The sequence below is a fragment of the Paraburkholderia sp. GAS199 genome, assembly GCF_050436585.1.
Lineage (GTDB): Bacteria > Pseudomonadota > Gammaproteobacteria > Burkholderiales > Burkholderiaceae > Paraburkholderia.
The window spans coordinates 563,520-589,185 of the sequence record NZ_JBNDMM010000001.1 but is presented as its reverse complement, the minus strand read 5'-3'; the positions used below and the strand labels follow the sequence as shown (position 1 = coordinate 589,185).

Annotated in this window: 21 protein-coding genes and 1 pseudogene; 10 read left to right on the top strand and 12 right to left on the bottom strand. The window is 59.5% G+C overall.

Annotation, left to right across the window (positions count from 1 at the left end):
- Window positions 1-265 precede the first annotated feature (265 nt).
- Window positions 266-988, top strand: a complete 723-nt coding sequence (locus P3T18_RS02530) for a response regulator (RefSeq protein WP_429298331.1) — start codon at window positions 266-268, stop codon at window positions 986-988.
- Entirely contained in the window at window positions 985-2,361 is a 1,377-nt protein-coding gene (locus tag P3T18_RS02525; protein WP_429298330.1) for a sensor histidine kinase, read from the top strand. Before P3T18_RS02530 ends, P3T18_RS02525 begins: the two co-directional genes overlap by 4 nt.
- 25 nt (window positions 2,362-2,386) lie before the next feature.
- Here the strand turns inward: P3T18_RS02525 and P3T18_RS02520 are convergent, their stop codons facing one another.
- From P3T18_RS02520 to P3T18_RS02500, 5 genes are all read right to left on the bottom strand, one after another.
- A complete protein-coding gene (locus tag P3T18_RS02520) occupies window positions 2,387-3,931 on the bottom strand; it encodes a methyl-accepting chemotaxis protein (protein WP_429298329.1) in 1,545 nt (514 codons plus the stop codon).
- Between the two features lie 34 nt (window positions 3,932-3,965).
- Window positions 3,966-4,355, bottom strand: a complete 390-nt coding sequence (locus P3T18_RS02515; protein ID WP_429298328.1) for a hypothetical protein — start codon at window positions 4,353-4,355, stop codon at window positions 3,966-3,968.
- Between the two features lie 63 nt (window positions 4,356-4,418).
- Window positions 4,419-5,735 (bottom strand): MFS transporter, encoded by a 1,317-nt coding sequence (locus tag P3T18_RS02510; RefSeq protein ID WP_429298327.1) that lies wholly within the window; start codon window positions 5,733-5,735, stop codon window positions 4,419-4,421.
- A 76-nt stretch (window positions 5,736-5,811) separates the two neighbouring features.
- Window positions 5,812-6,801 (bottom strand): D-2-hydroxyacid dehydrogenase family protein, encoded by a 990-nt coding sequence (locus tag P3T18_RS02505; protein WP_429298326.1) that lies wholly within the window; start codon window positions 6,799-6,801, stop codon window positions 5,812-5,814.
- An 18-nt stretch (window positions 6,802-6,819) separates the two neighbouring features.
- Window positions 6,820-7,137 (bottom strand): NIPSNAP family protein, encoded by a 318-nt coding sequence (locus P3T18_RS02500; protein ID WP_429298325.1) that lies wholly within the window; start codon window positions 7,135-7,137, stop codon window positions 6,820-6,822.
- A 94-nt stretch (window positions 7,138-7,231) separates the two neighbouring features.
- On the opposite strand from P3T18_RS02500, the gene P3T18_RS02495 reads away from it, so the two are divergent.
- Window positions 7,232-8,176 (top strand): LysR family transcriptional regulator, encoded by a 945-nt coding sequence (locus P3T18_RS02495; RefSeq protein WP_429298324.1) that lies wholly within the window; start codon window positions 7,232-7,234, stop codon window positions 8,174-8,176.
- A 620-nt stretch (window positions 8,177-8,796) separates the two neighbouring features.
- On the opposite strand, the gene P3T18_RS02490 is transcribed toward P3T18_RS02495, so the two are convergent.
- The 3 genes from P3T18_RS02490 to P3T18_RS02480 form a co-directional block, all read right to left on the bottom strand.
- Window positions 8,797-9,960, bottom strand: a complete 1,164-nt coding sequence (locus P3T18_RS02490) for a hypothetical protein (protein ID WP_429298323.1) — start codon at window positions 9,958-9,960, stop codon at window positions 8,797-8,799.
- A gap of 283 nt (window positions 9,961-10,243) precedes the next feature.
- Entirely contained in the window at window positions 10,244-11,275 is a 1,032-nt protein-coding gene (locus P3T18_RS02485) for a ParB/RepB/Spo0J family partition protein (RefSeq protein ID WP_429298322.1), read from the bottom strand.
- On the bottom strand, window positions 11,272-12,549 hold the full coding sequence (locus P3T18_RS02480; RefSeq protein WP_429298321.1) for a ParA family protein: 1,278 nt from the start codon (window positions 12,547-12,549) through the stop codon (window positions 11,272-11,274). Before P3T18_RS02480 ends, P3T18_RS02485 begins: the two co-directional genes overlap by 4 nt.
- A gap of 2,715 nt (window positions 12,550-15,264) precedes the next feature.
- Here P3T18_RS02480 and P3T18_RS02475 point away from each other — a divergent pair.
- Together P3T18_RS02475 and P3T18_RS02470 are read left to right on the top strand one after the other, a co-directional pair.
- The gene (locus P3T18_RS02475; protein ID WP_429298320.1) at window positions 15,265-16,023 is read left to right on the top strand and encodes a hypothetical protein; all 759 of its coding nucleotides are present in this window, start codon (window positions 15,265-15,267) and stop codon (window positions 16,021-16,023) included.
- A 393-nt stretch (window positions 16,024-16,416) separates the two neighbouring features.
- Window positions 16,417-16,632: a hypothetical protein gene (locus P3T18_RS02470; protein ID WP_429298319.1), complete on the top strand. Its 216-nt coding sequence runs from the start codon at window positions 16,417-16,419 to the stop codon at window positions 16,630-16,632.
- A 162-nt stretch (window positions 16,633-16,794) separates the two neighbouring features.
- On the opposite strand, the pseudogene P3T18_RS02465 reads toward P3T18_RS02470, so the two are convergent.
- Window positions 16,795-17,416 (bottom strand): annotated as a pseudogene (locus P3T18_RS02465) (LysE family translocator).
- Window positions 17,417-17,743: 327 nt separating this feature from the next.
- Between P3T18_RS02465 and P3T18_RS02460 the strand changes: the two are divergent.
- Window positions 17,744-18,163, top strand: a complete 420-nt coding sequence (locus P3T18_RS02460; protein WP_429298318.1) for a VOC family protein — start codon at window positions 17,744-17,746, stop codon at window positions 18,161-18,163.
- Window positions 18,164-18,484: 321 nt separating this feature from the next.
- Here the strand turns inward: P3T18_RS02460 and P3T18_RS02455 are convergent, their stop codons facing one another.
- A complete protein-coding gene (locus P3T18_RS02455) occupies window positions 18,485-19,816 on the bottom strand; it encodes an MFS transporter (protein WP_429298317.1) in 1,332 nt (443 codons plus the stop codon).
- A 273-nt stretch (window positions 19,817-20,089) separates the two neighbouring features.
- On the opposite strand from P3T18_RS02455, the gene P3T18_RS02450 reads away from it, so the two are divergent.
- The gene (locus P3T18_RS02450; RefSeq protein WP_429299023.1) at window positions 20,090-20,827 is read left to right on the top strand and encodes an SDR family NAD(P)-dependent oxidoreductase; all 738 of its coding nucleotides are present in this window, start codon (window positions 20,090-20,092) and stop codon (window positions 20,825-20,827) included.
- Between the two features lie 4 nt (window positions 20,828-20,831).
- Complete coding sequence (locus P3T18_RS02445; RefSeq protein ID WP_429298316.1) at window positions 20,832-21,944, top strand: NAD(P)H-dependent flavin oxidoreductase; 1,113 nt, start codon at window positions 20,832-20,834, stop codon at window positions 21,942-21,944.
- Window positions 21,945-22,097: 153 nt separating this feature from the next.
- Here the strand turns inward: P3T18_RS02445 and P3T18_RS02440 are convergent, their stop codons facing one another.
- Window positions 22,098-22,226 carry a hypothetical protein gene (locus P3T18_RS02440; RefSeq protein WP_429298315.1) on the bottom strand — a complete coding sequence of 43 codons (129 nt, stop codon included), beginning with the start codon at window positions 22,224-22,226 and terminating at the stop codon, window positions 22,098-22,100.
- Between the two features lie 219 nt (window positions 22,227-22,445).
- Window positions 22,446-22,865, bottom strand: a complete 420-nt coding sequence (locus P3T18_RS02435) for a DUF302 domain-containing protein (protein ID WP_429298314.1) — start codon at window positions 22,863-22,865, stop codon at window positions 22,446-22,448.
- 424 nt (window positions 22,866-23,289) lie between these two features.
- Between P3T18_RS02435 and P3T18_RS02430 the strand changes: the two genes are divergently transcribed.
- Together P3T18_RS02430 and P3T18_RS02425 are read left to right on the top strand one after the other, a co-directional pair.
- Window positions 23,290-24,654 carry an FAD-dependent oxidoreductase gene (locus P3T18_RS02430; RefSeq protein WP_429298313.1) on the top strand — a complete coding sequence of 455 codons (1,365 nt, stop codon included), beginning with the start codon at window positions 23,290-23,292 and terminating at the stop codon, window positions 24,652-24,654.
- Window positions 24,654-25,469, top strand: coding sequence for a TlpA family protein disulfide reductase (locus P3T18_RS02425; RefSeq protein ID WP_429298312.1), 816 nt, complete (start codon window positions 24,654-24,656; stop codon window positions 25,467-25,469). The genes P3T18_RS02430 and P3T18_RS02425 overlap by 1 nt, the downstream gene beginning before the upstream one ends.
- Window positions 25,470-25,666: the final 197 nt, after the last annotated feature.

The following is a 25,666-nucleotide window of genomic DNA, read 5'->3' as shown; positions in this document are numbered from 1 at the left end:
GACGTCAGGCGAGCCAATTCGGGAGCGCCCTTCATACGATGTTCTCGGTCTGGAGAATCGTGTTTTGCACGGTGAGAATGGGCTTCAGTGCAGGCAGGGGCGAATTCGCGCGGATGAACGTCCAATCGAGGACCTTCAGGTTACGCAGGGGAATCGACGGTATGATGTGCCGTTTGTTTCGGCGCGGAAACACTGTGTCAGCGCTGAAATATTCGCGATGGACGACTGAAATCAGGCAGCTCTTCGTCCAGGTTAGCATTGGGAAATGACTTATATGCCGCACATCCTCGTGGTTGACGACGAAGAGGACATCAGGTCCCTACTCACCGGTTTTTTTCGCAAGCACGGCCACGAGGTCAGTGTCGCGGCCGATGGCGAAGGCCTGTTTGCCACGCTCGATCGCCAGCAGATCGATCTCGTCATCCTGGATGTCATGCTGCCGGGAGAGGATGGTTTCAGCCTGTGCCGGCAGTTGCGCGCGACGTCGAAAATCCCCGTCATAATGCTCACTGCGGTTGCCGACCACGTCGACCGCGTGGTCGGACTCGAGATCGGCGCCGATGATTATCTGGTGAAGCCGTTCGATGCCAGAGAACTCCTGGCGCGAGTGAAAGCAGTTTTGCGACGGACCACGCAGATGGGCCCCGTCACGACGAGCACCGCCACGAGACCGGTGCTTTCGTTTGCCGGGTGGCGACTCGACATCGCCAAACGTGAACTGCGATCGGCAGACAACACGCTCACCATCCTGTCGAGTAATGAATTCGATCTTTTGCTCGTGTTTGCGGAGCATCCACAACGCGTGCTGACTCGCGACCAGTTGCTCGACCTCGCTCGCGGATCGGCTTACGAAGTCTACGACCGGAGTATCGATGTTCAGGTCGCGCGCCTTCGCCGCAAACTCGACACGGACGCCGATGCCGAATCGGTCATTCGAACGGTACGGGGCGGAGGATATATGTTCACGCCACTGGTTCGTCGAGGATGAATTTCCGGCTGGGTGTCCCCGACACGATCGCATGGCGAATCGCGCTGACCGTGGGTGCGGCGATCATGAGCGTGCTCGTCTTCAGCACGCTGTTCGACCGCTTTGCGGGACCGTCGAGCGCCGAGCAGGCCGAACTGATCCGGGCCGACGACGCCGTTCGTATGATCGAAGCGGCGCCGTCCAGCCATCGCCAGAATCTGGCTAACACCGTCACGATCGCAGACAAAGTGTTCTGGTATCCGTCCGGAACATCGGTCGCCCGACAGTTAGCGCTTGCGTATCTTCGTGACCCAGATCCGAAGACCGTCGACAGCTTTCGCGACAATGGCCACGAACGGCGCAACGTGATTTTTACCGCCAGCGATCCGTTGTCCAGGTCGATCGACTTTGATCGGCTCGCCCATCCCGACGCCTATTTCATGGCGGTGCAGTTGCGCGACGACAGCTGGGTGCTGTTCATCGCCAATCAACGGCGATGGGGTGATCTGTTGCCCGGCAGACTGGCAACGACACTGGCGTGCGTCGCGTTGTTGATTCTCGCGGCGTCCATGCTTGCCACCTACTTTCTGGCGCGGCCTATCAGGCAATTCGCCGAGGAGCTTCGTCAGCGAGGCGGCGATCCCCGAGCGGGACCGGTACGCGAAGCAGGGCCGAAGGAATTGCGTTCGGCGATTGCAGCGTTCAACGGGCTCCAGGCTCAACTCCGGAAGTTCGTCGATGACCGCACGCTGATGCTGGCCGCGATCTCACACGATCTGCGAACGCCGCTCACCAAAATCCGCTTGCGTGGCGAGTTCATCGACGACGAGGAACAGCGCGCTCGTCTCTTTCGCGACGTCGACGATTTGCAGGCGATGGCGGACTCTGCACTGTCGTTCTTTCGCGACGACTTCAGGGACGAAGAAGCGACGGCGTTCGACTTCGCGGGTCTTCTTCGCACGATCGCCGACGACTATAGCGACCACGGCGCCGTGGTCCGATACGCAGGTCCGGATCGGCTCGCGTTGATCGGACGCCCCTTCTCGCTGAGGCGCGCGTGCATGAACCTGGTCGATAACGCCTTGAAATGGGGAGGAAGTGCGGATCTAGAGTTGACCTGCGTTCCGGGCGGCGTCGCTCTCACGGTCAACGACCGGGGTCCGGGCATTGCTTCCGAGGTGCTCGAACAGGTATTCGACCCGTTCTTTCGCGTCGAACAATCCCGGAACCGGTCGACGGGAGGAATGGGACTCGGTTTGACATCGGCGCTGGCCGTGATTCGCGCCCACGGCGGCGACATTGTTCTCAGCAACCGTGAGGGCGGCGGGTTGAGCGTGTGTGTGTCGCTTCCGGTGGGCTCGAAAGTGACGCAAAGCCCTGCGCCGCCCCTTTGATTGGGCGTTAAGTTCGCCGCGAAAATTACATCGCCAGCCTGAACATCGACACCGAAATCTTCAGATCGCCAGCCTGCGACTCCAGCGAACTGGCCGCCGCTGCCGCTTGCTCGACGAGCGCCGCATTCTGCTGCGTAACCTCGTCCATCTGCGTGACGGCGCGATTGATCTGGCCGATGCCTTTGCTCTGCTCGTGAGACGCAGCGGTAATCTCGCCCACGAGGTCCGTCACGCGCTTGATTTCACGCGTGATCTCGCTCATCTTGGTGCCGGCTTCGCGAACATAGCCCGCACCTGCTTGCACCCGCTCCACGGAATCCTGGATCAGTTCCTTGATTTCTTTCGATGCCGTCGACGAGCGCTGCGCCAGCGAGCGCACTTCAGACGCCACGACCGCGAAACCGCGTCCCTGCTCACCCGCGCGCGCGGCTTCGACTGCCGCATTCAACGCAAGAATATTGGTCTGGAACGCGATACCCTCGATGATCCCGACGATATTGGTGATCTTGTCCGAGCTGGCGTTGATGCCGTCCATCGTGTCCATGACGCGCGACACGACCGCGTCGCCCTCCCCTGCCACGTGAGCGGCCTGCGCGGCGAGCCGATTGGCCTGGGTCGCGTTGTCGGCGTTCTGGGTGACGGTAGCCGTGAGCTGCTCGATGCTGGCGGCGGTTTCTTCGAGCGAGGCGGCCTGCTCTTCCGTTCGTTGCGACAAATCCTGGTTACCCGCGGCAATCTGCTGTGTCGCGGTCGCGATCGAATCCGCCGACACCTTGATCGTGCCAATGGTCTGCGCCAGTTGCTCCTGCATGCGTTTCATCGAAAACAGAAGGCTCGATCGATCATCGGGCTTTGTCTGCACGACTGCCGTCAGATCGTTATTGGCGATCTGGTTGGCGATGTCCGCGGCGTAGGCAGGCTCTCCGCCCAACGAACGCAGAATGCCGCGATTGAGCAACAGCACGACGACTGAAAGTGCCGCGGCAATCACGGCGAGTTCACCGAGGCTTTCATACAGCGAAGCGCGGAACGCGGCGTCGATATCGTCCACGTAAATACCGGTCGTCAGAATCCAGTCCCACGGTTGATACGAGATGTCGTAGGCGAGTTTCGGCGCGGGCTCGTTGCTGCCCGGTCGCGGAAACGCGAATGTACGGAAACCCTGCCCGTCGCGTTTGACGAGGGCCACGGCCTCGCGGAAAAAATACACGCCGTTTGGGTCTTTGAAGCCGTTGATGTCCTTGCCGATCATGCCCGCATTGGTCGGATGCATCAGGACGATCTGCGAATTCAGAATGGTGAAGTAACCTTCGCTGCCGTAGCGGATGTTGCGCACGCTATCCGCCGCCCGTTTTTGCGCGTCCGCCTGAGACATGGCGCCGGTGGCCGCCTGATCGCCGAAAGTCTTGACGATGCTCAACGCGATTTCCGATGCGTGTTTCAGATCGGCCTTGCGTTCTTCAAGCCGGATATCTCTCGTCCGGTAAGCGCTATAAACCGACATGCCGGCAAGACACAGCAAACTCAGGACGAGCGGAAGCCAGAGCTTTTGAGCGAAAGAAAGTTTCATTGAGGTACGGATGCAACGTGTTGCGAGGTAAGAGTTAAAGAGGAGCGTCGACAATCAAAGCGGGATCGAGCAGGCGGATTCTTCTGTCGACGAAGTAGCCGCCGCCTTCGGTGTAGCGCAGGAAGTGACGTCCGCAGACGGTGCACTCCCAGACGTTGCACCGGTTGTACGGAAAATAGCGCTGCGCAATGGGTGCGTCCGCCGACCAGTACCGCGTGCCGTTCGGATGGAATTCCTCGAAGGTTGGCTCTTCTTCTTCCGACGAAACGAGCGTCGCGACTTCGCGAAGCTGCTCTTCGGGCAGCGACAACGGCATGCTTTCCCATCCGGGCACCGGCGTTTTCATACACGAGCATGCTTGCGAAGCAGCGTGTGAACGGAGCGCGAGGTCCGCGAGGGAGTGAGCGTCGAGGCGTGGCAGCATGCGGTGTCGATCCTGGTGGTGTAATGAAATGAGCCGCAGTCGACTGACGCCAGCAAGCGGCGATCAGGGAGTCGGTTCAGGTTGCAACGCGGCGTTATCCGGCTCGACGGGCGCACGGTCGGGCATCAACACGGCGATCAGTGCTGCAAGGAACGCGGCCACGGCCAGCACGATGAGCGCCGCCGAAAAGTTGCCCGTCAAATCCTTGACCACGCCGACGATCCACGGTCCGAACAGACCGCCGACCTGCCCGATGGTGTTGATCAGCGCGATACCCACAGCGACCGCGGCGCCGGTCAGGAATTCGCCGGTCAACGTCCAGAATACCGCAAGACATCCCCAGATTCCGGCGGCTGCGATGCACAGCAAGGCAAGCGCGGCCAACGGAGGCGTCACGAATGCGCAGGCCAGCAAGGCAAGTCCGCCGATTCCCATGCACACGGCGATGTGCAGTCTGCGCTCACCCACCTTGTCGGAATGGCTTGCGACGAGATACATCGACAGCGCCGCGCAGCAGAACGGCAACGCGGTGACGAAGCCAACCTGCAGATCGGAAAGCGTGCCCATGTGCTTGACGATCTGCGGCAACCACAGCAGAACACCATAGAACGCCGTCAGAAAACACACGAACAACGCGGAGAGCGACCAGACGCGCGGCATCATCGCGATCTTCACGAACGGCAGGTTGGCGGTGCGGGTGAGTTTCGACGCCTCGTCCGCGAGTTCTGCAACCAGCCAGTGACGCTGATCGTCCGGCAACCACTTTGCGTTCTCGGGGCGGTCCGTCAGCCAGAAGAATGTGAAGAAGCCGAGCACGACGGCAGGCGCGGCTTCGAGCAGCAGCATCCAGCGCCAGCCGGCGAGACCGTGGATGCCGTCGAGGCTATGCATTAGAAGCCCTGAAACGGGCGAGCCGATTGCCGATGCGATCGCCGTTGCCATGATGACGCCCGCATTTGCGCGCGAGCGGTAGCGCACGGGAAACCAGTACGCGAGGTAGGCCACAACGCCGGGAATAAACCCGGCCTCGGCGACGCCGAGCAGAAAACGCAGCACGTAGAACGATGTTTGCGTATGGACGAATGCCAGTCCCGCCGACACCAATCCCCAGGTCACCATGATCCGCGAGATCCAGATTCGCGCACCGAATCGATGCAGCATGAGGTTGCTCGGTACTTCGAACACCGCGTAGCCGACGAAAAAGATGCCCGCACCCAGTCCGAACACCGACGCGCTGAAGCCGAGATCCTGATTCATGCGCAACGCGGCAAAGCCGATGTTGACCCGGTCCAGATAATTGATGATCAGTAATACGAATAAAAGCGGAACCAGTCGCCGATAAATCCGGCTCATGGTGAGCGATTCGATTGTAGTTTTCATTTCGTCTCCTGATGAATGTGCATGCGGTCCGCACGACGTTTCGTGCGGACCGTGAAGCATTCATGTCTAGTCTCGGTCAATTCGTGGCGAGGTCGCCGGTCAGTGCTTGCGGGTTGAGGACGTTGACGGGTTTTCCCGCTTTCCACGCGAGCAACTGGTCGATCGCAATGCCGAAATAGTGCTCGTAGGTGTCTTTCTCGACATAGCCGATGTGGGGCGTCGCCAGCACGTTGTCGAGACCGAGCAAGGGGTGATCGGCGTTGTAAATCGGCTCGCTTTCGTAGACATCGACCGCCGCAAAGCCGGGGCGCCCCGCTTTTAGTGCGGCTTCGAGCGCGCCGTGCGCGATCACCTCGCTGCGGCTCGTATTGACGAACAACGCAGTGGGTTTCATTGCCGAGAGATCGGCGAGCGTGATCGATTCGCGGGTGGCAGGCAGAAGGCGCAAGTGACAACAGACCACGTCGGCCTCGCTGAAAAACTTCGCGCGATCGGTGACGGCTTCTATGCCATCGTTCGCGGCCGCCGACAGCGACGTTTCGTGATCGCCCAACGCGATGACGCGCATGCCGAATGCGCGGCCATATCCTGCGACGACGCTACCGATCTTGCCGTAGCCCGCGATGCCGAGTGTGCGGCCCTTCAGTCCGACACCCAGATGACCTTGCCACAAGCCGGCGCGAAGACGCGTCGCTTCAAGATGGACTTTGCGCATTGACGCCATCACGAGCGCCCAGGTCAGTTCCGCTGCAGCTGTCGTCGCAGAGCCTTCCGCCGACACCGCAATACCGCGCGCCGTGCACGCCGCGAGATCGACGTGGTTGGCCGCGCGGCCAGTCTGACTGATGAACTTCAGTTTAGGCAGACGCGCGAGCAGTTGCGCGGTGATCGGCGTGCGTTCCCGGACCAGCAGCAATGCGTCGGCGTCGGCGAATCGTTCGGCTTGGGCATCGAGCGACGTCACGGTGTCGTTGTGGATTTCCACATCGAAATGTTCGCTCAGCGCCGGATAGCAATCGAGCGTTCTGACGCAATTTTGATAGTCGTCCGAAATAATGACTTTCATGATGGAATCGCCAGTTGATTAGATCTTCGACCACGGGGCGGACAGCAACAGCTGATTTTCCTGCTGCTGGATGTAGCGGCCTTCCGCTGTCATCTTTTTGTAGGCAGTCCACTCGGGGTCCGCTTCCATTGCCGCGCGACGCGCGTAGCGGTCTTCCATGCTTTCGTAACCCCACAGATGAACGACCTGGTTGAGCGTCCCGACTTCGCTGATGAAATAGCCGAGCGGATCGCCCACGTGCCGACGCTGAACCGGCAATCCATACGCTTCATAAACCGCCAGATACGCTTTCAACTGGCCCGGCACAACCGTGTAACGGCGCAGATCTACCAACATCGCGATGATTCCTCGAGAAAAAACGTTGCGAGTCTAGAGGGTCGTGGGTGCAGAGTACAATCGATTAATTTCGCTTGATTCACAAGAAAAATCGATGAATGACGAAAAAGCCTCCAAGCGGCTTTCGATCCGCCATATCCGGGCGTTTGTCGCGGTGGCGAGGCATAAAAGCCTGACCCGCGCCGCTGAAACCTTGTTCGTCACTCAGTCCGCACTGAGCCTGACGATCCAGCACATCGAAGAGGACCTAGGTCTTCTGCTCTTCGATCGCTCGACGCGCCGGTTGGATTTGACGCGGGCGGGCGAAGAATTTTTGCCGTCGGCCGAGCGTCTTCTGCAGGATTTCGATTCGTCGATCCGTGCCATGCGCGCGCTCGGCAATCACGAGCGCGGCAAGGTGGGTGTGGCAACTGTGCCGTCGGTGATGGCGCTGCTGCTGCCGGAGGTGGTCGCCGCGTATATCGAGATGTTTCCGGAGATCGACGTCTATCTTCGCGAGGACAATTCCGAGGCCGTGCAGCGGCGCGTGCTGGATGGCGACGTCGACTTTGGTATATGCAGCCCATGGCAAGCCGACGCTGAACTCGCGTTCGAACCGCTATTCGAAGATTACTTCGGCGTGGTCTTCGCGGAACATCATCCGCTCGCTGCCGGTACCGGCGAGCTGACATGGCAGGAGATTGCGGAATTCCGGATCGTCGGTTTCACGCCGGATCTCGGCATGCAGCATCAGTTGAGCCAAACGGAAGGACTAAGTCGCGAAGTGCGGGAGCCTCGTTACCAGGTTTCGAATACGTCGGCCATCGAGGCGCTTTTGAGCCGCGGCGTAGGCGTATCGGTCATGTCGGCGTTGGCCGCGCAGCGCGCGCCGCTCGATCGGCTGAATTTCAGACTTCTTGGGACACCGGTTTTGAAGCGAACGGTTGGGGTCGTGCGGCGACAAGGGAAGTCGCTCTCACCTGCTGCTGCGACTTTGCTGGAACGGGTTCATGGCGCGGTGCCGCAGCTTTTACGGTTTCCGGGTTTGCAGCGGGTTTGAGGTTTGTGGTCGGCGTGGGCTCGAGGTGAGTTGGGGGCTTTGTGCCGTATCGCTTTTGCGTTCGCGCCTTTGGCGGGTTAGGGTTTCTGGGGCGTCTCCGCAGACGCGTGGTGAATCGAGCAATGGATGTTGCGATACGGCTGGGCTTAACTCAGCGAACCGTGAGGCGGAGGCGGACAGTTTGGTTGGCTGCACTCCTGTGGGACTTCGATCCGCTTGAGTTGCAGATGAACGGGCGCTTTTAGCGCATCGGATTGCGTTCCGCGCTTATCCTCACACTCGCGATTGCTAAGTGCTTCGAAATCTCCATTGGCCTGCGTAAGGTCCCAGCCCATTCAGTTCACCGCAAGATGCGCGTCAAGCGATGCTTGCGGTGATGAATCGAGCGTTTGATAGGCGGGACTGCGGTGCGTGACATCCAAAAGTCGAGCGGCCGCGCATCGGTGCTGGCTTCGTCATGGCCGTACCCGGCGGATGGGTCGTATCGTTGCCAACGCCTGTTTCGTCGCCATCAGGCTGCGAGCGTGTAAGTTCGTCGCACAGCCCTGCCGTTGGTATTGCGGCTTCTTCCGAGCGCATCTGATCGGAAAGACATCACCACCCAAATACGTCTCGCACATTTACGTTGCGGTTGATAAAGCCGGTGAGAACTTGCGCAGCGAGCGACGTAAAAGGGCCAGATGGTCTGTGACTGTCTCAGTGGCAATCCGTGGGACGTCGATCGTGCGACGGCCCGCAGCATTCGCCTGCATCCGCGCTTGTGCAAACAGTTCGAGGTCGGCGGGTTCGGCGATGCGAATCTTTCCGGTGTGAAGCGCTTCTGCAAATCGCGTCTGCCATTCACCCACGTCTCTTCGCGCGACGGTCTCGTCCACACTCAAAACGGTCAAGGTACCGTCTGCGTCGATAGTGAATTTACGCTTACCGTTTCCGTCGACGAACGATGTGCCGGCCATCGAGCGAGCCCACGATTGCGCTTCCTGCTGCGCTCGTTGAGACGCGCGGAGCGCGTCCTGTTCGGCATCGCGTGAGCGGATCTGATGGCTAAAGTCGACTGTGCTACGCAGGAGTGCTCGCAGGTAGCAGATTGGTCGTTTAGCTTTGCGCAGATGTTCCCAGGTTGCTTCGACGACATCCGATAGCCGCTTACCGCATTCGCGGGCTTCCCGCATCAGCTTGAAAATCAAAAAATCTCGAAAACCCAAGGGCAGCAGCCGTTGGAGGTCCGCCGGCACTTGCCCCGGTTGTCTCTTTTGAAAAGACGTAGGGCTAAGATCCTTATATATAGCACCGTCTGCCACCGTGTCAGACGGCTGGGTAAAACTAGCGATCTGGGTAACGGCGGCGGTAGCCTCTGGGGATTCTGCAGGCACTTCAACGAGACCGAGCAATGCGGTTGCACGTTCGGTTAAGTGCAGATACGCGCGACCAAACAGCCCCGCTTCGACATACCGGCGCTGTGCTGGCCTGTGAATTAGATCTGCTGCTTCCAGGTCTGCGAGGCTGCGATAGAACGTTCGCTCTGATTGCATCGCGCGTTCGGTGAGCAATTCACGTCGCGCGAAGATCTGGCCGTACGGATTGCTTGCATCGACGGTGCGAGCCAACGCGGCCAGCACGGCACGTGCGCGCGCGGGAATGCCATCGAGGCGTGAGGCACGGTGCACCGCGCGAAGAATTACCCAAGGGAGATTCACGGCATCGGTTGAGAGAAACCCGATATCGACGTTTTCAGCAGGGCGAGTTTCGCCCTCGCTAGCAACCAAATGTTGCGCGATAGACATGCCAATCGTCCATTTTTCAAAAAATGGATTGGAAAAACTTGACTGACGTGATCTATCCGCTACACTCAGAGCCGTACATGTGGTGCCAACCTTTGTACAGCTCGCCGCCGCCAAGCGGGGAGTACTGCGGACAGACTACTTTTTAAAGTCGTCAAGCCCCGGTGATTCAAAAGCCTCCAGCGCCAACTGGAGGCTTTTGTTTTTCTAGCGTCTGATGATCATCAAAGATCTCCGATATCTGGTCTTAAAATTTTTAAGTCCATGATTTCAAACAAATTAGTTTTTACGCATCTCGCTGAGACGCGGTGAAAGCTTCGCTTTCGGCTTCAAGCACCTTCTGCAGCGCCAACTGCACCCGGCTCGCTTCTTCATCTGACTTGAACTGCAAGCGCACGACATTTGCCGCGCGACGCATGACGCAGTAATCCGCCTTCCCTGCCTTGATCTTCACAGTCTCAGCCGTCACCGCCGGCTTCGCAGGCTTGGCCGAAGCCAATTTGACCGCTTGAGCCTGATCGATTTTTCCTTCCGCCAGTTGCCTGACTGCCGAAATCACTTCTTCGGAACGCCCCGTTTTCGCCAGACCCGCCAAGGTCTTGCCGGCATGCGAACCGATCAACGCTGGCTGCTCTTCGAGCACGGCGATGACTTCTCGCGGCAGATCGTCGAATGCCAGAATGTATGACACCAAGGCCTCCGAGAGGCCCGATTGCTCGGCCATCTTGGCCTGAGAGATCGACGGAAATCGCTCCTGCATCTGCTTGAAGCCGCGATACTTCTCGTAGTCGGTCAAGTCCGACTGCATCAGGTTCGAATAGAACGCGCTTGCTGCCGCTTCGTCGTCCGTCGATTCTTCGATGACTGCCCTGATTCGGTCCCGGCCAAGCGCCTTGTACTGATCCACGCGATTGTGGCCAGACACGATCTCAAACCGGTTGTCGGGCGTGCGGCGAATGACGATCGGTTCAACCAGCTTGTTGTGTCGAAGGTTCTCGCGCAACTCCAGCTTCTTGTCCTCCGGCTTGTACCGTCGACGGCCCGGGACTTCCACCAGCAGATCAATTTCAACCTCGATGGCAGCAGACGCTAGCTGCGATTCCAACTCCTTCAGCCGTGTTTCCGCGACATCACTCGCGCCGTTCTTCTTCTCGAGTTCGCCCTTGAGCTCCTCGATCTGCTTTCGCAGGGCGGTGATCTGCATCGTCTGCCCGGGGCCCGTCGTCGGCATGGTTTGCTTCATGGACGCCGCAGTTGCCTCGTCCTCCGCCGTGAGGGTGATTGCCAGCCCCTTCGCCATTCTGTCCTTCAAACTCATGCTCTACCTCCCATCACCCATGACGCGCTTGCCTTTTCATCGACGAAATCCACGAACTGATCGATCGGGTTGCGAATGCGCCGCAATGTTTCGAGTCCGCCTTCGTACTTGTCGATGTCGTAAATGGTCTGGAAATGCAGGTTCGTGTTACGGGCAAGGTCCGTTTCGGGGATCTCGACCGGGATCACACGCGAACCGTACAAATTCGCGATCCACTGCTGGAGCACCCGGGTAGCGGCCTTGTTGGGAGATACGCGGGTCACCAGGACGTCCACGAATTCAAATCGCTTTTTCTCCGTGTCGCCGAACTCCTCCATGCCTGTGATCAGGTCCGAGAACAGGTGCCAAAACTGCACCATCGAGGCGAACGAAAGCATGTCGGGCACAACCGGCACAATCACGCCATTGGCTGCAAACACGGCGTTGATCGTCAGGTAGCTGAGCGTGGGTGCCGTGTCGATGATGATGTAGTCGTATTCTTCAGTCAGCGCCTCGAGCCCCCGGTGCAAAACCTGCTCGAACCGCAAATCGCACTCTTTCGCCAGATTCGCCCGCGCCGGCAGCATGAACTCGGCGTTGAACAACTGGGGCGAGGCGGGGATCAAATCCAGGTTCGGCCAATACGTTTTGACGGGCAGGGTGCGCATGTCAAATTCCGTACCGTCTACATACGCCTGAATCAGCGGAATGATCGTGTCGTCTTCCTCGATTTCGGCATGCGGGTTGTAGCCGTACAGCGTCGTCGCACTGCCTTGCGGGTCGAGGTCGATATGGCAAACCTTACGGCCGCGGCGCATAGCCAGACCCTGCGCAAGCAGCGTCGAGGTCGTGGTTTTGGTGACGCCGCCCTTGAAGTTGGCAACGGTGATAACCTTGCCCTTGCCTTGACGCGGTGCAGGTTTCAACTCCGCCTTGACCCACTCGACGGCTTCTTCAATCGTGAAAGACCGAACGCCGCCGGCGCGCGTCTGTTTTCCTTGCGGCAACGACGTTGTTTGTAGCGCGTAGGCCATCCGTTTTCGGTCGATCCCGCACATTTCCTGCACGCGGGTCGACGAGACGAGTGGGGGCACCTTGCGTGGTTCGGGCTTCAGAATTTCGTCGCGGATCTTCTTGAGCATCACCGTCGACCGGTTCGCGAGCAACAGCAAATCCTCGGCCGTCGTGTCGCCGGGCGCGGAAAGCGAAAGCGTCGCAGCGTCGGCTGGCGAAGGCTTTGCGATGGCGGCTTCTTCGGCAACCGATCCGTTGGAAGAGTGCGCGGGTGATGTCATCAGGATGCTCCGTTGTCTTTTGGACAGCCAGGTGGAAAAAAGCCTGTGGCTGTCGAATTCCGTGCAATGTAGACTGCGCGGTGGGTAAACGCAAGTAAACTTTGCACGCTCCGACCCCGCCGAAACCCGCTTCGCGCCTGGCGCTGCGGGGAAAAGCTAGAAAAAGCTTAAGGGTAAACGGGCGAATGGCCTTATTAGGGGCCATATCATAACCACATTTCGTCGACTTTTTAGGTCGAAACGGTGTGTCGCGCATTGTATTCTGGTCGACCGCTGGCAGTTCCGCCGATCGGTCGGGCGGCCAAATTTGGGCCTTAAAAATTTTAAGTCGCTGATTTCGTGGCATTAGTTTTGTGGGAAACAGGCTGCTACCGATTGATCACGGTGCGCTGAGAAAGAACTGACAGACTCCGCGACCGTCGCCGCGCGAAGCTTCCTGCTGCACGGTTTGAGGAAAGTCCCGCCGTGTAGGTACTCTCAACTTCCTGATCCCAATGAGCCGATCGTCAATACGATGGACGTGCCGCTTTTCAACAGCATGACTTTCGAATTGTCACCGTCGCGCCGTATGAGTGAAAAATGGAAGAGTTTTGATTTGTGCCTAAAACTGGATTTGTTACGCCGAGGATCCGATGGTGCCAAGTGGACGGCACGCGAATGACGATGCAGAGAAGTGCTACCGAGTGATCACTGTCTAGTGCGGCATCGGATTTGTTTTCTCCTCACTGACGATCCATCAATTGGCTATGTGATGGTCGGCCACCTACATCGTGTAATTTGAGTTGGGCAGATGCGAAGAGAGATGGGCGACGAATGAAATGACGGATTGCAGCCACTCGAGCGACTGCCCAGCAAACTTGTTTTTTCGATGAGCCGGAATCTAAGCTGTCAGTCGCTCGGGAGCCGAAAACCAAAGCATCGGCTTTCTTCAGGCTCGCTTTTCCTCTGGGCACAAAAACGCGCACGGCATCTGTTTATCCAAGTCGCCAAAAATTTGCAGCGGTCAAAAAAATTGCAAACAACATCCACGTGCCAATCACCAACAGGTTTGGGCGGCTGAAACTGCAGATGGCGCGAAACCGCCTCCTGACAAAATCCGAACACGCTGCAGGGACAAATATCTTGTGACGAACCCGCCGATCTAGACGCCCGTGCCACGCGAGAGCGCGAGGTGCTTTAGTCAGCGAGATTGGAGGAGGGGCACATTTTGATTAGAGCACTGGACCGCCGCTGACTACGGTGCACCGACAGCCGCGGAAAGAAACCTCAACAAGATAGCCAGTAGATATTCACGACACTTGTGCACGGCGACTCCGATGGAGCGGAGCCAATCCGCAATGTTGCGTGTCTGTCGTGATGCCGGGAAGGATTGGCGCTAATTGAGTTGTGTTGCTTGCGGCAGTCTCCATCACGCCGGCCCACAGAAAGTGCGCGCTTCTCGGTCGGAGCATCCGCTCATCAGTCAGCGGCATTGCGCGCGCCGGCGCTTGCCAGGATCGTACTGAATCATTCGTCAGTGCCGCGCCGCGTTTTGCCGTGTGACACGAGCAACTTAGTCCCGGTCTTCGCGCCGGCGCTCACGCACTCGCACACGTCACGACGTCCGACGCTCGCTCCTTGAGCTGCGCTCAAAAAAGCTTCAATTGCACGATCTCATAATTCGTGGGCTCTTAAGCGCGACTGGCTACAAACTGCGCGCTCGTCTCCAGTCCAATCCGCGACCTCGATTACGCATTATCTTTCTCCTGGCCAGCACCCTGCGACTTGAAAACTTGTTCGTGCGCACCTGTATTTATTGTGAAGGTGAGGCGGGTGCGGGCGGAGCCTGAGGCCGAGTGAAGCAGGGGAGGGACCACGATGCTCGGACGCGCGATGCACTTTACTGGCCGTAGATCCGACTATGGTCAGGCCCAAGCTTCCCATAGCGTCGCAAATCCTCAGCAAGGATTGTGAGCCCTCAAGTGTTTCCCCAAGACCCTCACACAAGTCCAACCAGCATTCGCTCCGTGAAACAATCATAATTTTTCGGCAACTGCGTGAAAACCCAATATAGACGGCACTTTCGGCCAATTGATCGCTCAATGTTTCACGAAACGAGAAACAAGATGAACATTTCGTGTCTCTGCGGCTCCCAAAAACGCTCAGGCGGGCGCTAAAGCGTTCTAACGTGGCAATGAGTAGCAATTGCTACGTAATTTGTAGTGCCGCGAATTCCGCGCACTGAACTGGGTGGACGGCGCAGCGCACGTCGGATTATCGAATCGCAGCGAAAACCGGGAAACGACGTTTCACGCTGCATCCGTCGACCTTGCAAAACCTGGCCTTTGTGACTTCCCAGACTAAACGAAGCCAGCACCTAACCGCGCAAAGTCGCATGTCCGCAGCGAGCACGACCCGTGCATACACCTAATGCCGACAACCCCCCCGGCAAAAAAATAAATACGGCTCCGCATGAAAACCAAACCTGCGGCCGCCTCCACGCCAGCAACCTGAAGACACTAATCCAGTTCCACACCGTCCGCGACAACCCCGCCCCGCCAATTCGCGGGTCGGCCACACTAATCGCACACGCGTCCCGACTGCCGCATAACCCATCCCGCAATACCGAAGTCAAACACACTCACCTCCGAACATTCGACTCATTTACCGGTCATGACAAAAGCAGAATCGCGTACCACCTAACCAACATCCAATCCGGGACCATCCGACCGAACCATGCGTAACCTCGATTTCAGTTCCCTCCATGCGCTCGTGTCGACGCTGCTCGGGCTCACACTAATTACGCTGCTCGGCGTGGGCATCCGGCTGATCCTGATGCAGACCCTGCAACAGCGCCGCGAGCGAGAAAACCGCCAGATCAACGAACGGTTGCGTACGCTGATCGCCGCGTACAAAACGCTCGGCGGTTCATTCACCGGCAACCTTGCGGTCGATCCAACCCACCTGCGCGACCTCAAGCGTGCCTCCTTCGCAGTCCCGGCACCGGTAACAGACGTCGAACACACCGCCACCGCCAGTTCAGCAGACACCGGCACGCCATCAAATGCCGACACCGCCGGCTCCGATCGATCGCGACGGATTCGCGATGCAGTCGAAGCCGCGCTCGCCGACATCATTCTGCTGGGCACCGAGGAGCAGGTTCGCCTTGCTGCCCGCGCGGCATCGGAAATGATCGAGGGTCGTCTGATCCACACGAGCGAGTTGGTGGTTTCGCTGCGGTCGTTCATCAGAGATGTGCTGGCGCTCGACCGTTTGCCTGCCGAACTCGTCGTCCCCGCTCAGGGGCCTGCGCGACAGGGCGGCGCTAAAAGCACCAAAGACGGCGGTAAGGAAGGTCAGGGCTCAGGTGGAAAAGGAGCAGGGGGCGGCGGTGGCGCTACCGGCTTCGGACAAACAAGCGGTGCCACGACCATTCACGACGACGCCGCCAGTCATCACGAGAGCGTCGACGATGACGAGGAACGAAAAACCTGAGCGCCAGGCGACAGCACCGCAAAGCGTACAGAGCACACAAACAATTCAGAGCAACACTCGCTGCTCGACGATGCCTGAAGGCGTCGATAAGGCTGATCCAGGAATCACTGCCTTTCTCTGGCAACCAGTCTGCTACAAGCCAATCCTCGGACGCAGCCAACGTCTCTCGCGCGTCCACAAAAGCGCCAACTGTCCGACAAAACAACTAACGCTTCGCAATTCGAGAAGCGTTGCCGAATACCCACATTGCCCCAACCCAATCGCGGCATCACGGCTCATTTTATTGATGACGATTTTTTGACCAGGTAAGCTTTTTCTCAGACCGCGCTGCAATAAAGCTCGCAAGCGCGGCGACAGAAACGCCGAAGCAGAACGGGGAGTATGACGATGAAAATGGCTCACAGATTAGGTAACGCCGACACCGCCGGCCCGGTGTGGGGACTCGTCTTCGGCATGTTCATGACGATAGTCGGGCTGGGCCTCTGGTTCTACGCGGCGTCGTCAGCGCATCCCGGTCGACAGGATGAATCTCTGGCTGTCGCCGCGCTGCTGATCGGATTGTTTTCCGTGGTCTACTCGGGACGCGAACTCCGTCACAAACGTCGATAGATCTATCTCGACAACGCTCGTCCGTAGCGAACTCCTGCGCCGCGGGAGCGGCCCGACAGCGCCGCTTCTTCACAAGACAGACGCGCCGATGTGCGCGCGCTCGCGCGACTCCTTTACCGCAATGCGATGGTGCCGTCGTTCCGCAGTTACGACGGCAATCGATCACACGTGTGTGGCAATAAGCTTGAGCGCGAGCGCCACGAATACCAGACTGGCAAACCTGTTGACCGCTCGTTGCGTACGCACCGAACGCATCAGGAAATCGCGCGCGAGGCCGGAAAAGCCCGCGATGAGGCTGAACACGATGAGGCTGCCGGCAATGAACGTTGCGCCGAGTACGGCAATCTGGATGGGGACATGCCCACGGTCTGCCATAACGAACTGAGGCAGGAACGCGAGAAAGAAAATAACCACCTTGGGATTGCTCAGGTTCATCAGCAAGCCGCGCCGGTAAAGATGCCCTACGTCGACGGCCTCGGCCTTGCCGGTTTCGATCCCCACTGGCGCGCGCCACGCCTGCCACGCGAGAAAGACGAGATACGCTGCGCCCGCACTCTTCAGGATCGTGAATGCTGTCTTCGAAGTCACCAGCAACACACCGAGACCGATTGCTACCACGAAGGTATGCACGAGCAGTCCCGTGCACAATCCCAACACGATGATCATGCCCGCGCGCGCCACGAATCGCGGACTGGATGAGCACGAAGATATTGTCCGGACCGGGCGCGAAACCCAGCACGAGCGAGATGCCGAAGAATGGCAACAGGGTGGAGGCGGGCAGCATCGGGTACTCCCAGTGAATGAAGGAACGGAGGGTTGTCCGTTCGATGAATGTATCGCTGGGGCAAATTGTGGAAAAGGCTACGTGCGGCTCAAAATCCCCGACCATCGGCTCACGTCGCACACTTTCGTATAGGAGCCGGCTACATACCATCGTCCAGGTCGTGAAAGAACGAAACCGCGCTAATCTTGGTACGCTTCACAACACCTCACCGTGTGAGGCAGTGAACACTTGAACCTTGGCCGTCCGCGTAGCCCGCTCATGCCGGCGGCGCTACCCGGCGCAGGACGTGCGCATGCGGCGGCTTTACCTGCAGATCAGGAGCGTTACATGACTGATGAATCGCTGACGCGTGGAATCGACCACGTGGGACTGAGTGTGCTGGACCTGAATGTGACCCGCGATTTTTTCGTTGAATGTCTCGGGTGGAAACAGGTCGGTGGTAAGCCCGATTATCCGGCGGCCTTCGTGTCGGACGGTCACGTGCTGCTCACGCTCTGGCAAGTCGAGAAGCCGGACGACGCCGTGGGTTTCGATCGTAAGCGTAATGTCGGACTCCATCATCTCGCCTTGCGAGCGGCGAACGAAGAAGCCTTTGCGGAGATCTTTGCGCGCGTGTCGGCGTGGCCGGGTGTGCGGGTCGAGTTCGCGCCCGAACTTCTGGGTGCGGGACCGAAGCGGCACACCATGATCTATGAACCAGGTGGAGTGCGAATCGAGTTCGACCTCCAGCCGCCCGCGAAGGCGTGAGTTTTCAGAGTAATTGAGCCGGATAGCCTCCGGCTCTCTTCGATGTCCAGCTCTCAGGTCGACGCAACCAGCGACGGCTCCACTCCGAGTAATTGCGCCTTGCGAACGAGATCGGCGACCGAGCGCGGGCCGAATCGACATGCGCGATGCCGATTTTGGGCAGCACCAATCTGCCATTCCCCATCAACGATCTGGTTGGACGCGAGCAGACAGGCATAACTAGCTTTTCGGTCTACACGCGAAATACGCTTTCGACATCTCGCATCTTTCTGATCTATTCACGGGCGTTGCAATAAGCAAACGCTGCTGCGCGAGAGTCGATCAGTTAGTTGCGTAAAGATGCCCGCGACGCTTCGCCGCGAGATACACGACGATGCTGAGTAGTGCCACCGTTGCGCCGTAAATCGCAAACAGACGTTCGGCGCCCACGTGTCGCAGCCACAGCAGAAGGTATGGCGACGTGCCGCCGAAAATGGACACACCCAATGCGTAACCGAGGCCCACGCCGGTCGTACGAATGCTGCGCGGCATCAGCGTGACCGCAATATAGTTGTAGAGGCTGAAGTTGATGCCGACGATCGTGCCGCCCAGAATCATCACGAGCGCGAAGCGCCCGATGTCGGGTGAGTTGTAGAACCAGATCAGGAAAAACGCCGGCGCCAGCATCAGGCGCGTGATGACGAACGTCCGCGACACGCCGATGCGGTCGGCCAACGCGCCGACTATCGGGCCGCACAGCATCCAGATCAGACCCATCGACGTCGCGATGCCGAATACGAGGCTGCTGTCTTCCTCGAACACCGAGTTGGCCATGCCAGGCAACCCACTGACCCACGTGTAATTGGCAATCTGGATCGAGCCGATCACCATGATGACGGCGAGCAGCGCGAGACGCACGTCCCAGAGTTGCTTCCAGATACCTCGCGTGGTTGGATGAATGCACGCGCCTTCGCCGGACGAACGTGCACGCGTGGTCCGGGCGATCAATGTCTCAGGCAAGTTGGTGCGTAGATAAATGATCGCAAGACCGAGCACGCCGCCCACTGCAAACGGGATCCGCCATCCCCACGCGAGCATGTCGGGCTTCGACACCAGCAGGCTGACGACCAACGCGATGAGCGTCGAACCCACGCCGCCGATCTGGATGGCCGTGCCGCCGATCAAACCCATGAAGCGGCCTTGCCGTCCCGGTGTCGCCAGTTCGATAGCGATGGCGTCGGCAACGCCTGCCTCGACGCCGGTCGCGACACCCTGGATCAGGCGCAGGAGCAGCAGAACGACACCCGCCCACACGCCAATGGACGCGTAGGCCGGCATCAGGGCAATGATCATGGAACAGATCGCCATGGCCGAGACGGACATCAACATCACCGTTCGATGACTGATGCGGTCGGCAATAGGACCGAGCAGCGCCGCACCGATCGGCCGCGCGAAGAAGCCCGCGCCGAACACGCCGAAAGCCGCGAGCAGCGACACAACCGGATCGTGCGACGGGAAAAAATTCGGCGACAGAAACGACGCCATGATGCCGTAAATGCTCCAGTCGTACCCTTCGAGCGCCACACCGCCGATCAAACTAAGCGTGACTTTCGATGAACGGCGCGCGCCGGGCGACGGCGTCTCTTCTGTTAGAACATCCGGGGTCGAGCCCATACTTTTGTTCGACCCGTACGTGCGTTTAGTGGGATTCATCAGAGCTGGCTGGCAAACGGCTTTCGCGTGCTTTTCATAGTTATTGTGTGCGCACGAATATACCGCAACCCTACCGGTCCTTCTAAGCCCCAGGAATAGAAGAGACTGTTCGATAGATAAATATCTTTTTCAGCGCGGAATAAGCACGGGTACTCACGTGTTTTCCATAGAGGAGCGGCAAACGCGCGCTTCATGGCGAGATTGCCCGCAGCATATTTCTGGATGGAAAACCTGATGAATACACATGCCCGAACTGCGATCGTGACTGGCGCATCGAGTGGAATAGGGTTCGCGATCGTCGAGGCGTTCCTGGGTCTCGGCTATAACGTGGTCGGGAACGCACGCACCGTCCAACGTCTCGAAAAGGCTGCGTCGAAATTGCGGGACCAGACGCGCTTCCTCTACGTTGCGGGAGACATTGCCGACGCCTCCGTTGCGCGCACTTTGTTCGATACGGCGATCGCGCATTATGGTTCGGTCGACATTCTCGTCAACTGCGCCGGGGCCTTCATCGCCAAGCCTTTTCATGCCTATACGGACGAGGACCTCGGTACGCTGATCGACACGAACCTGAAGGGATTCTTCTACCCCGCACAACTCGCTGCCCAGCATATGTCGGACAACGGCCATGGGCATATCGTGAATATCACCGCCAGCATCGCCATGCAACCCAACGTGCGCGTGCCGTCCGTGCTCCCCGCGCTGGTGAAGGGCGGTATCAATGCCGCAACACGGTCGCTCGCGCTGGAGCTGGCGAAGAGCAACGTCAAAGTCAACGCAGTCGCACCGGGTGTCATCGATACGCCGCTGCATGAACCAGGCGCCGTCGAACAGTATCGTGGACTTGCGCCAACTCACGCCGTGGGCAGCACGAAAGACGTGGTCGATGCGGTGCTCTATCTCGTGCAATCCAGTTTCGTGACGGGCGTCGTCGTGCCGGTAGACGGTGGATCGACCGCAGGGGTCTGGTGAAAACATGACTACGTGGCGTGACGAGCGGCTATTGGCGCTCTTCGGTATCGAGGCGCCGATCATTCAGGCGCCCATGGCGGGCGTCGGTACTCCCCAATTGGCGATCGCGGCGGCACGTGCAGGCGCATTGGGCTCGTTACCGTGCGCTTTGCTGAGTGCCGAGCAGGTGCGTGAGGCCGTCGCGCTGATCCGCATGCACGCGGGCGCCGCGCCGCTCAATCTGAATTTCTTTTGCCACGAACCTGCCGTAGTCGATCAGCACCGACTCGATCTCTGGCAGCAACTGATCCAGACCCGTGTGGGCGATCCGGACGTCGCACCGTTGCCGACGCCTACGCTATCCGCCAGTCCCGGCATCCATATTTTCGACGACACCTTCTGTTCCGTTGTGGAAGAGACGAAGCCGCAAGTCGTGAGCTTCCACTTTGGCTTGCCGGACGCTTCGCTGGTTGCGAGAGTGCGCGCAAGCGGCGCCCGAATCATCTCGTCGGCCACCACGGTAGCCGAGGCGCGCTGGCTCGCCGCGCACGGCTGTGACGCCATCATCGCGATGGGCACGGAAGCGGGCGGTCATCGCGGCACGTTTCTACCCGGCGCGCTCGATACGCAGGCTGGCACATTCGCGCTCGTTCCGCAGATCGTGGACGCAGTCCATGTCCCGGTGATCGCTGCCGGCGGCATTGCCGATGGCCGTGGCCTCGCGGCCGCGTTGATGCTCGGCGCGTCCGCGGTACAGGTAGGCACTGCTTATCTGTTTGCCGACGAAGTGGCGCTACCGCCGCTTTACCGGCGTGGCATCGAACAGGCGGGTGACAACTCCACTGCACTGACCAACGTATTGACGGGACGGCCGGCGCGAGCCATTGTCAACCGGGCGGTACGCGAACTCGGCCCGCTTTCCGCAGACGCACCGCCTTTCCCACTTGCGGGGCCGCACCTTGCCCCGTTGCGCAGTCATTTCGAGGCGGCCGGCTCCGACGACTTCACGCCGATGTGGTGCGGCCAGTCCGCGGCGTTGGCCAAACGACTGCCTGCCACCGACATCACGCACCGCATGGCGACGCAGGCGCTCGAAACCATGAACGGCGGCCAATTCCTTAGCAAAACTCACGACTGAACCGGCTTGCCGCCCGAACGCGCCTCTCGGTGCCAAACGGGTGACGCCGCAATCGCGCGCGGCCAGAATGGGCCGACGATGGTCTGCCCCACCTATCCGGAATTGGGTGAATGCCACGTCAGACGCGCAAGATGCGCGTCTGTGCCGTGTCGATCAGAGAAGACAGATCCGGCTCAGATCGACCGTGCGTCGGTAGACGTTGCGATCGAGCCAGGAGACGTACGTGTATTCGTCGTAAGCGTTGCTGCCGATCATGATCCAGGTGTGTAGAGCGCATTGCATGATGAGACTCCTTGCGTAAGCATGAAAAACCGACGTTGCGCGAGGCAATAATCGCGTGACGGCCGTGGCCGTTACGGATCGTCAGTCGTCGTATTAAGAGTACGTACGCAAGGGCGGCGCTTCCAGTCTACGAAAGACTATCGACACGCCGTCTTTGGACAACAGAGGGCATACGAACGTATGCGGTTGCAAACAGCGAAGTGGTCTGTGGTTCCGTATTTATTCCGTGACGACGCTGCGCAGCATGGCAGGAATCTGTGCGAGCTTTTCGAACAGCGCGCGATCGATCCCGTAGTCGCGCGTCAGAAGTTGCGTGACATCGGAATAGTCGACATGAACGAGCCCCGCGTTGTCCTGCCACACGACGACCTTGAGCGGTAGCTCGACCGCTGCGTGCGGATTGGCGGCCATGATCGGCGTGCCGGCAGCCGGATTGCCGAACAGCAACAGAACCGTGGGTCGGAGTGTGGTTCCCGAATCCGACGCGGCTTTTGCCTGATCCACCTTCGCGAAGAGCGTGATATGGCGGCTCTGGAAAGCGGCCTCGAGACGCGCCAGCGTCGTTGCAAAATCGACCCGGCTCGTCAGGCTGACAACGTGAGGCGGTAGCGCGAAAGATTCGGATGCGGACGTGCTCATGGCGAAGGACTCCATAGGAAACAAACGGGTACTGGCTGCTATTAAACGGGTTCCCGATGGCGGAAGCAAGTCCGCGCTCCGGTTCCGCGATCGCACCCCTTGCACCAATCCATACGGATAGACAGGAACACTCAACGGATAGGTGACGAAGCCCGAAAGTACTATGGTCGCCCGTCTTCGCTAAACCTATGCTTGGTACGTCTAAGGAGGAACGAATCCTTGCAGATGGCCGGGCGGGAGCGTTCTGGCCGTGAAGTCGGGGGCAGCGGACCCGGATCGCGGAACATTGAGACGATCGAGCGAAATCTTGAGCCGCAAGAGGATGGGCAGTGATCCGCCGGCCTCCTAGACTTCGAATCATGTCGTGTGTGCCGGTGCGCCTTCGAAACAGCGTGCCGCGTGATCAACCAGACCGGAGTAGGCCATGTCGGATGTCGAACAGTTTGAATATGTTTTTCTCGGTGGCGGTAAAGGCGGCAAGACGCTTGCCATGGAACTCGCGCAGGCGGGCAAGCGGGTTGCGCTCATCGAGCGTGGAATGATCGGCGGCTCGTGCATCAACGTTGCCTGTATTCCGACGAAAACCCTGATCCAGAACGCCCGCATCGCGCATGTGCGCGGTGCCGGTGCGGTGACCGACATGCAGGAAGTGACCGGAAACGTCCGTTCGGTCGTCCGTGGCATGGTCGATCTCAATCTGAAAGCCTTCATTGCGTCGGGTTTGACGCTCGTCACGGGCACGGGCCGATTCATTGCGCCCCGCACCATTCAGGTCGAATCGAACGACGGTTCTACACGGGTACTGGCAGGCCAACATGTGTTCATCAACACGGGTACGACGGCGGCGATTCCCGACATCGCCGGTTTGAGAGACGCGCAGCCGCTCACCCATGTGGAAGCGCTGCAACTGGAGACGCTTCCCGGCCATCTGATCGTGATCGGTGGCGGTTATATCGGCCTCGAGATGGCGCAGGCGTTCAGGCGGCTGGGCAGCCGCGTCACGCTGATTCAGGAAGCGCCGCGCGTCGCCATGCGCGAAGACGAAGACGTGGCCGCGGAAATCACGGCTGCGCTCGTAGAGGAAGGCGTTGACGTTCGAGTTGGCGTCAAGCCAGTGAACGTGAGCGGTACGTCGGGTGATAACGTGACGATCGAACTCGACGACGGCAACTCCGTTTCCGGAACGCATGTGCTGGTCGCCGCGGGCCGCACGCCCGTCACCGCGTCGTTGAATCTCGACGCGGCCGGCGTCGAGACCGACGAACGGGGATTCATCAAGGTGGATGCACGGCTCGCCACCACGGCAGCCAATACGTGGGCAATCGGCGAAGTAGCGGGAACGCCGATGTTCACGCATGCGTCGTTCGACGACTACCGTGTCCTGAAGTCCCAGCTTGCGGGCGGAAGCCTCACCACCGAGGCGCGCGTCATTCCTTACGCGTTGTTTATCGAACCGGAACTCGGTCGTATTGGTCTGAATGAAACGGAAGCGAAAGCGCGCGGCATTGCGGTTCGGGTCGCGAAGATTCCCATGGCGGCCGTGCCACGCGCCCGCACCAACGGCGCGACGAAAGGCTTCATGAAGGTGCTGATCGACGCGCACTCGGACCGGATACTCGGCTTCACGATGCTGGGCACGAACGCCGGCGACGTCGTGACTGCCGTGCAGATGGCGATGCTCGGCAATCTTCCGTACACGGCAGTACGCGATGCGATCATCGCGCATCCGCTGATTTCCGAGGGCCTGAATATTCTTTTCGGGAAAGTGCCGGCGCGCGAAGGAAGCTGATGACCATTGGACCTTTCACATTCCCGGTTGCGCCGCTGATTCTGCTGTTGAGTATCGGCGTCGCGATGGGTGTGGCGCGACTCGTCGGCCGGGGCGCACCCCAGGCCGACTCGGCGATCCTGTCCAGCGTCCTGGCTGGGCTGGTGGTGGCGAGATTGTCCTTCGTCGCGCATTATTTGCCGGCCTATCGGGGCAGTCCGCTGAAGATGCTGGATTTCCGCGATCTCGGTTTCGACGCGGCGCCGGGCGTGGTGGCGGGCGCGCTGCTACTGGTCGTACTGATCGCCTTGCGGCGAGGCGCGCGCAAAGCCGTGGTGTTCGCGGCGCTTGCAGGCTGCGTCAGTTGGGGCCTCGCGAGCGCTTACGCCGACGCCGGACAGGAGCCGGCCTATCTGCCGGCCGTCAGTGTCGTCGACATGAAGGGCAACCCGCTGCCGCTGGCCCTTCACGACGGCAAGCCGCTGGTCGTGAATCTGTGGGCAAGCTGGTGCGGGCCGTGTCGCGCGGAAATGCCGGTTCTGGCCGAAGCGCAGAGCGAGTTCGACGGCGTGAACATCGCCTTCGTCAATCAGGGCGAGTCGGCGCAGACCGTCAACGGCTTCCTGGCGCAGGAAGGCATTTCCCTGCGTAACCTCGCACGCGACCCGACGCTCGCGGTTGCCCGCGCGGTCGGTGCGCGAGCGTTCCCCACCACGCTGTTTTACGACGGAAGCGGGAAGCTGATGGCCGTCCACCTCGGGCCGTTCTCGCGCGCGACCTTTCAGCATGCGCTGGAAACGCTGTATCCGGACACGCCTTTGAGTACGCGACATTGATTGATCGACGACAGCGCGGCTGTTGCCAATGCCTTCGTAGACTTGAGCTTCAACGAGCTTCTCGACACGGCGCATTGCGGACTCACGACCGTCGTCTGGTCGCTGGTTTCCCCGAGAGAATCACGACAGTGCGTCCTTGGCAGCGTAATCGTTTGCGACCACGGGTCGGCATCGTTCGCGTACTAGGAGTCGTGCTT

Bases quoted from the DNA above. Each gene is read 5' to 3' on its own strand.
- P3T18_RS02530 (WP_429298331.1), top strand. From the start codon at position 266: ATGACTTATATGCCGCACATCCTCGTGGTTGACGACGAAGAGGACATC.
- P3T18_RS02455 (WP_429298317.1), bottom strand. From the start codon at position 19,816: ATGGGCTCGACCCCGGATGTTCTAACAGAAGAGACGCCGTCGCCCGGC.
- P3T18_RS02450 (WP_429299023.1), top strand. From the start codon at position 20,090: ATGAATACACATGCCCGAACTGCGATCGTGACTGGCGCATCGAGTGGA.
- P3T18_RS02440 (WP_429298315.1), bottom strand. From the start codon at position 22,226: ATGCAATGCGCTCTACACACCTGGATCATGATCGGCAGCAACGCTTAC.
- P3T18_RS02435 (WP_429298314.1), bottom strand. From the start codon at position 22,865: ATGAGCACGTCCGCATCCGAATCTTTCGCGCTACCGCCTCACGTTGTC.
- P3T18_RS02525 (WP_429298330.1), top strand. From the start codon at position 985: ATGAATTTCCGGCTGGGTGTCCCCGACACGATCGCATGGCGAATCGCG.
- P3T18_RS02425 (WP_429298312.1), top strand. From the start codon at position 24,654: ATGACCATTGGACCTTTCACATTCCCGGTTGCGCCGCTGATTCTGCTG.
- P3T18_RS02470 (WP_429298319.1), top strand. From the start codon at position 16,417: ATGGCTCACAGATTAGGTAACGCCGACACCGCCGGCCCGGTGTGGGGA.
- P3T18_RS02485 (WP_429298322.1), bottom strand. From the start codon at position 11,275: ATGAGTTTGAAGGACAGAATGGCGAAGGGGCTGGCAATCACCCTCACG.
- P3T18_RS02500 (WP_429298325.1), bottom strand. From the start codon at position 7,137: ATGTTGGTAGATCTGCGCCGTTACACGGTTGTGCCGGGCCAGTTGAAA.
- P3T18_RS02460 (WP_429298318.1), top strand. From the start codon at position 17,744: ATGACTGATGAATCGCTGACGCGTGGAATCGACCACGTGGGACTGAGT.
- P3T18_RS02495 (WP_429298324.1), top strand. From the start codon at position 7,232: ATGAATGACGAAAAAGCCTCCAAGCGGCTTTCGATCCGCCATATCCGG.
- P3T18_RS02430 (WP_429298313.1), top strand. From the start codon at position 23,290: ATGTCGGATGTCGAACAGTTTGAATATGTTTTTCTCGGTGGCGGTAAA.
- P3T18_RS02475 (WP_429298320.1), top strand. From the start codon at position 15,265: ATGCGTAACCTCGATTTCAGTTCCCTCCATGCGCTCGTGTCGACGCTG.
- P3T18_RS02520 (WP_429298329.1), bottom strand. From the start codon at position 3,931: ATGAAACTTTCTTTCGCTCAAAAGCTCTGGCTTCCGCTCGTCCTGAGT.
- P3T18_RS02510 (WP_429298327.1), bottom strand. From the start codon at position 5,735: ATGAAAACTACAATCGAATCGCTCACCATGAGCCGGATTTATCGGCGA.
- P3T18_RS02515 (WP_429298328.1), bottom strand. From the start codon at position 4,355: ATGCTGCCACGCCTCGACGCTCACTCCCTCGCGGACCTCGCGCTCCGT.
- P3T18_RS02490 (WP_429298323.1), bottom strand. From the start codon at position 9,960: ATGTCTATCGCGCAACATTTGGTTGCTAGCGAGGGCGAAACTCGCCCT.
- P3T18_RS02480 (WP_429298321.1), bottom strand. From the start codon at position 12,549: ATGACATCACCCGCGCACTCTTCCAACGGATCGGTTGCCGAAGAAGCC.
- P3T18_RS02505 (WP_429298326.1), bottom strand. From the start codon at position 6,801: ATGAAAGTCATTATTTCGGACGACTATCAAAATTGCGTCAGAACGCTC.
- P3T18_RS02445 (WP_429298316.1), top strand. From the start codon at position 20,832: ATGACTACGTGGCGTGACGAGCGGCTATTGGCGCTCTTCGGTATCGAG.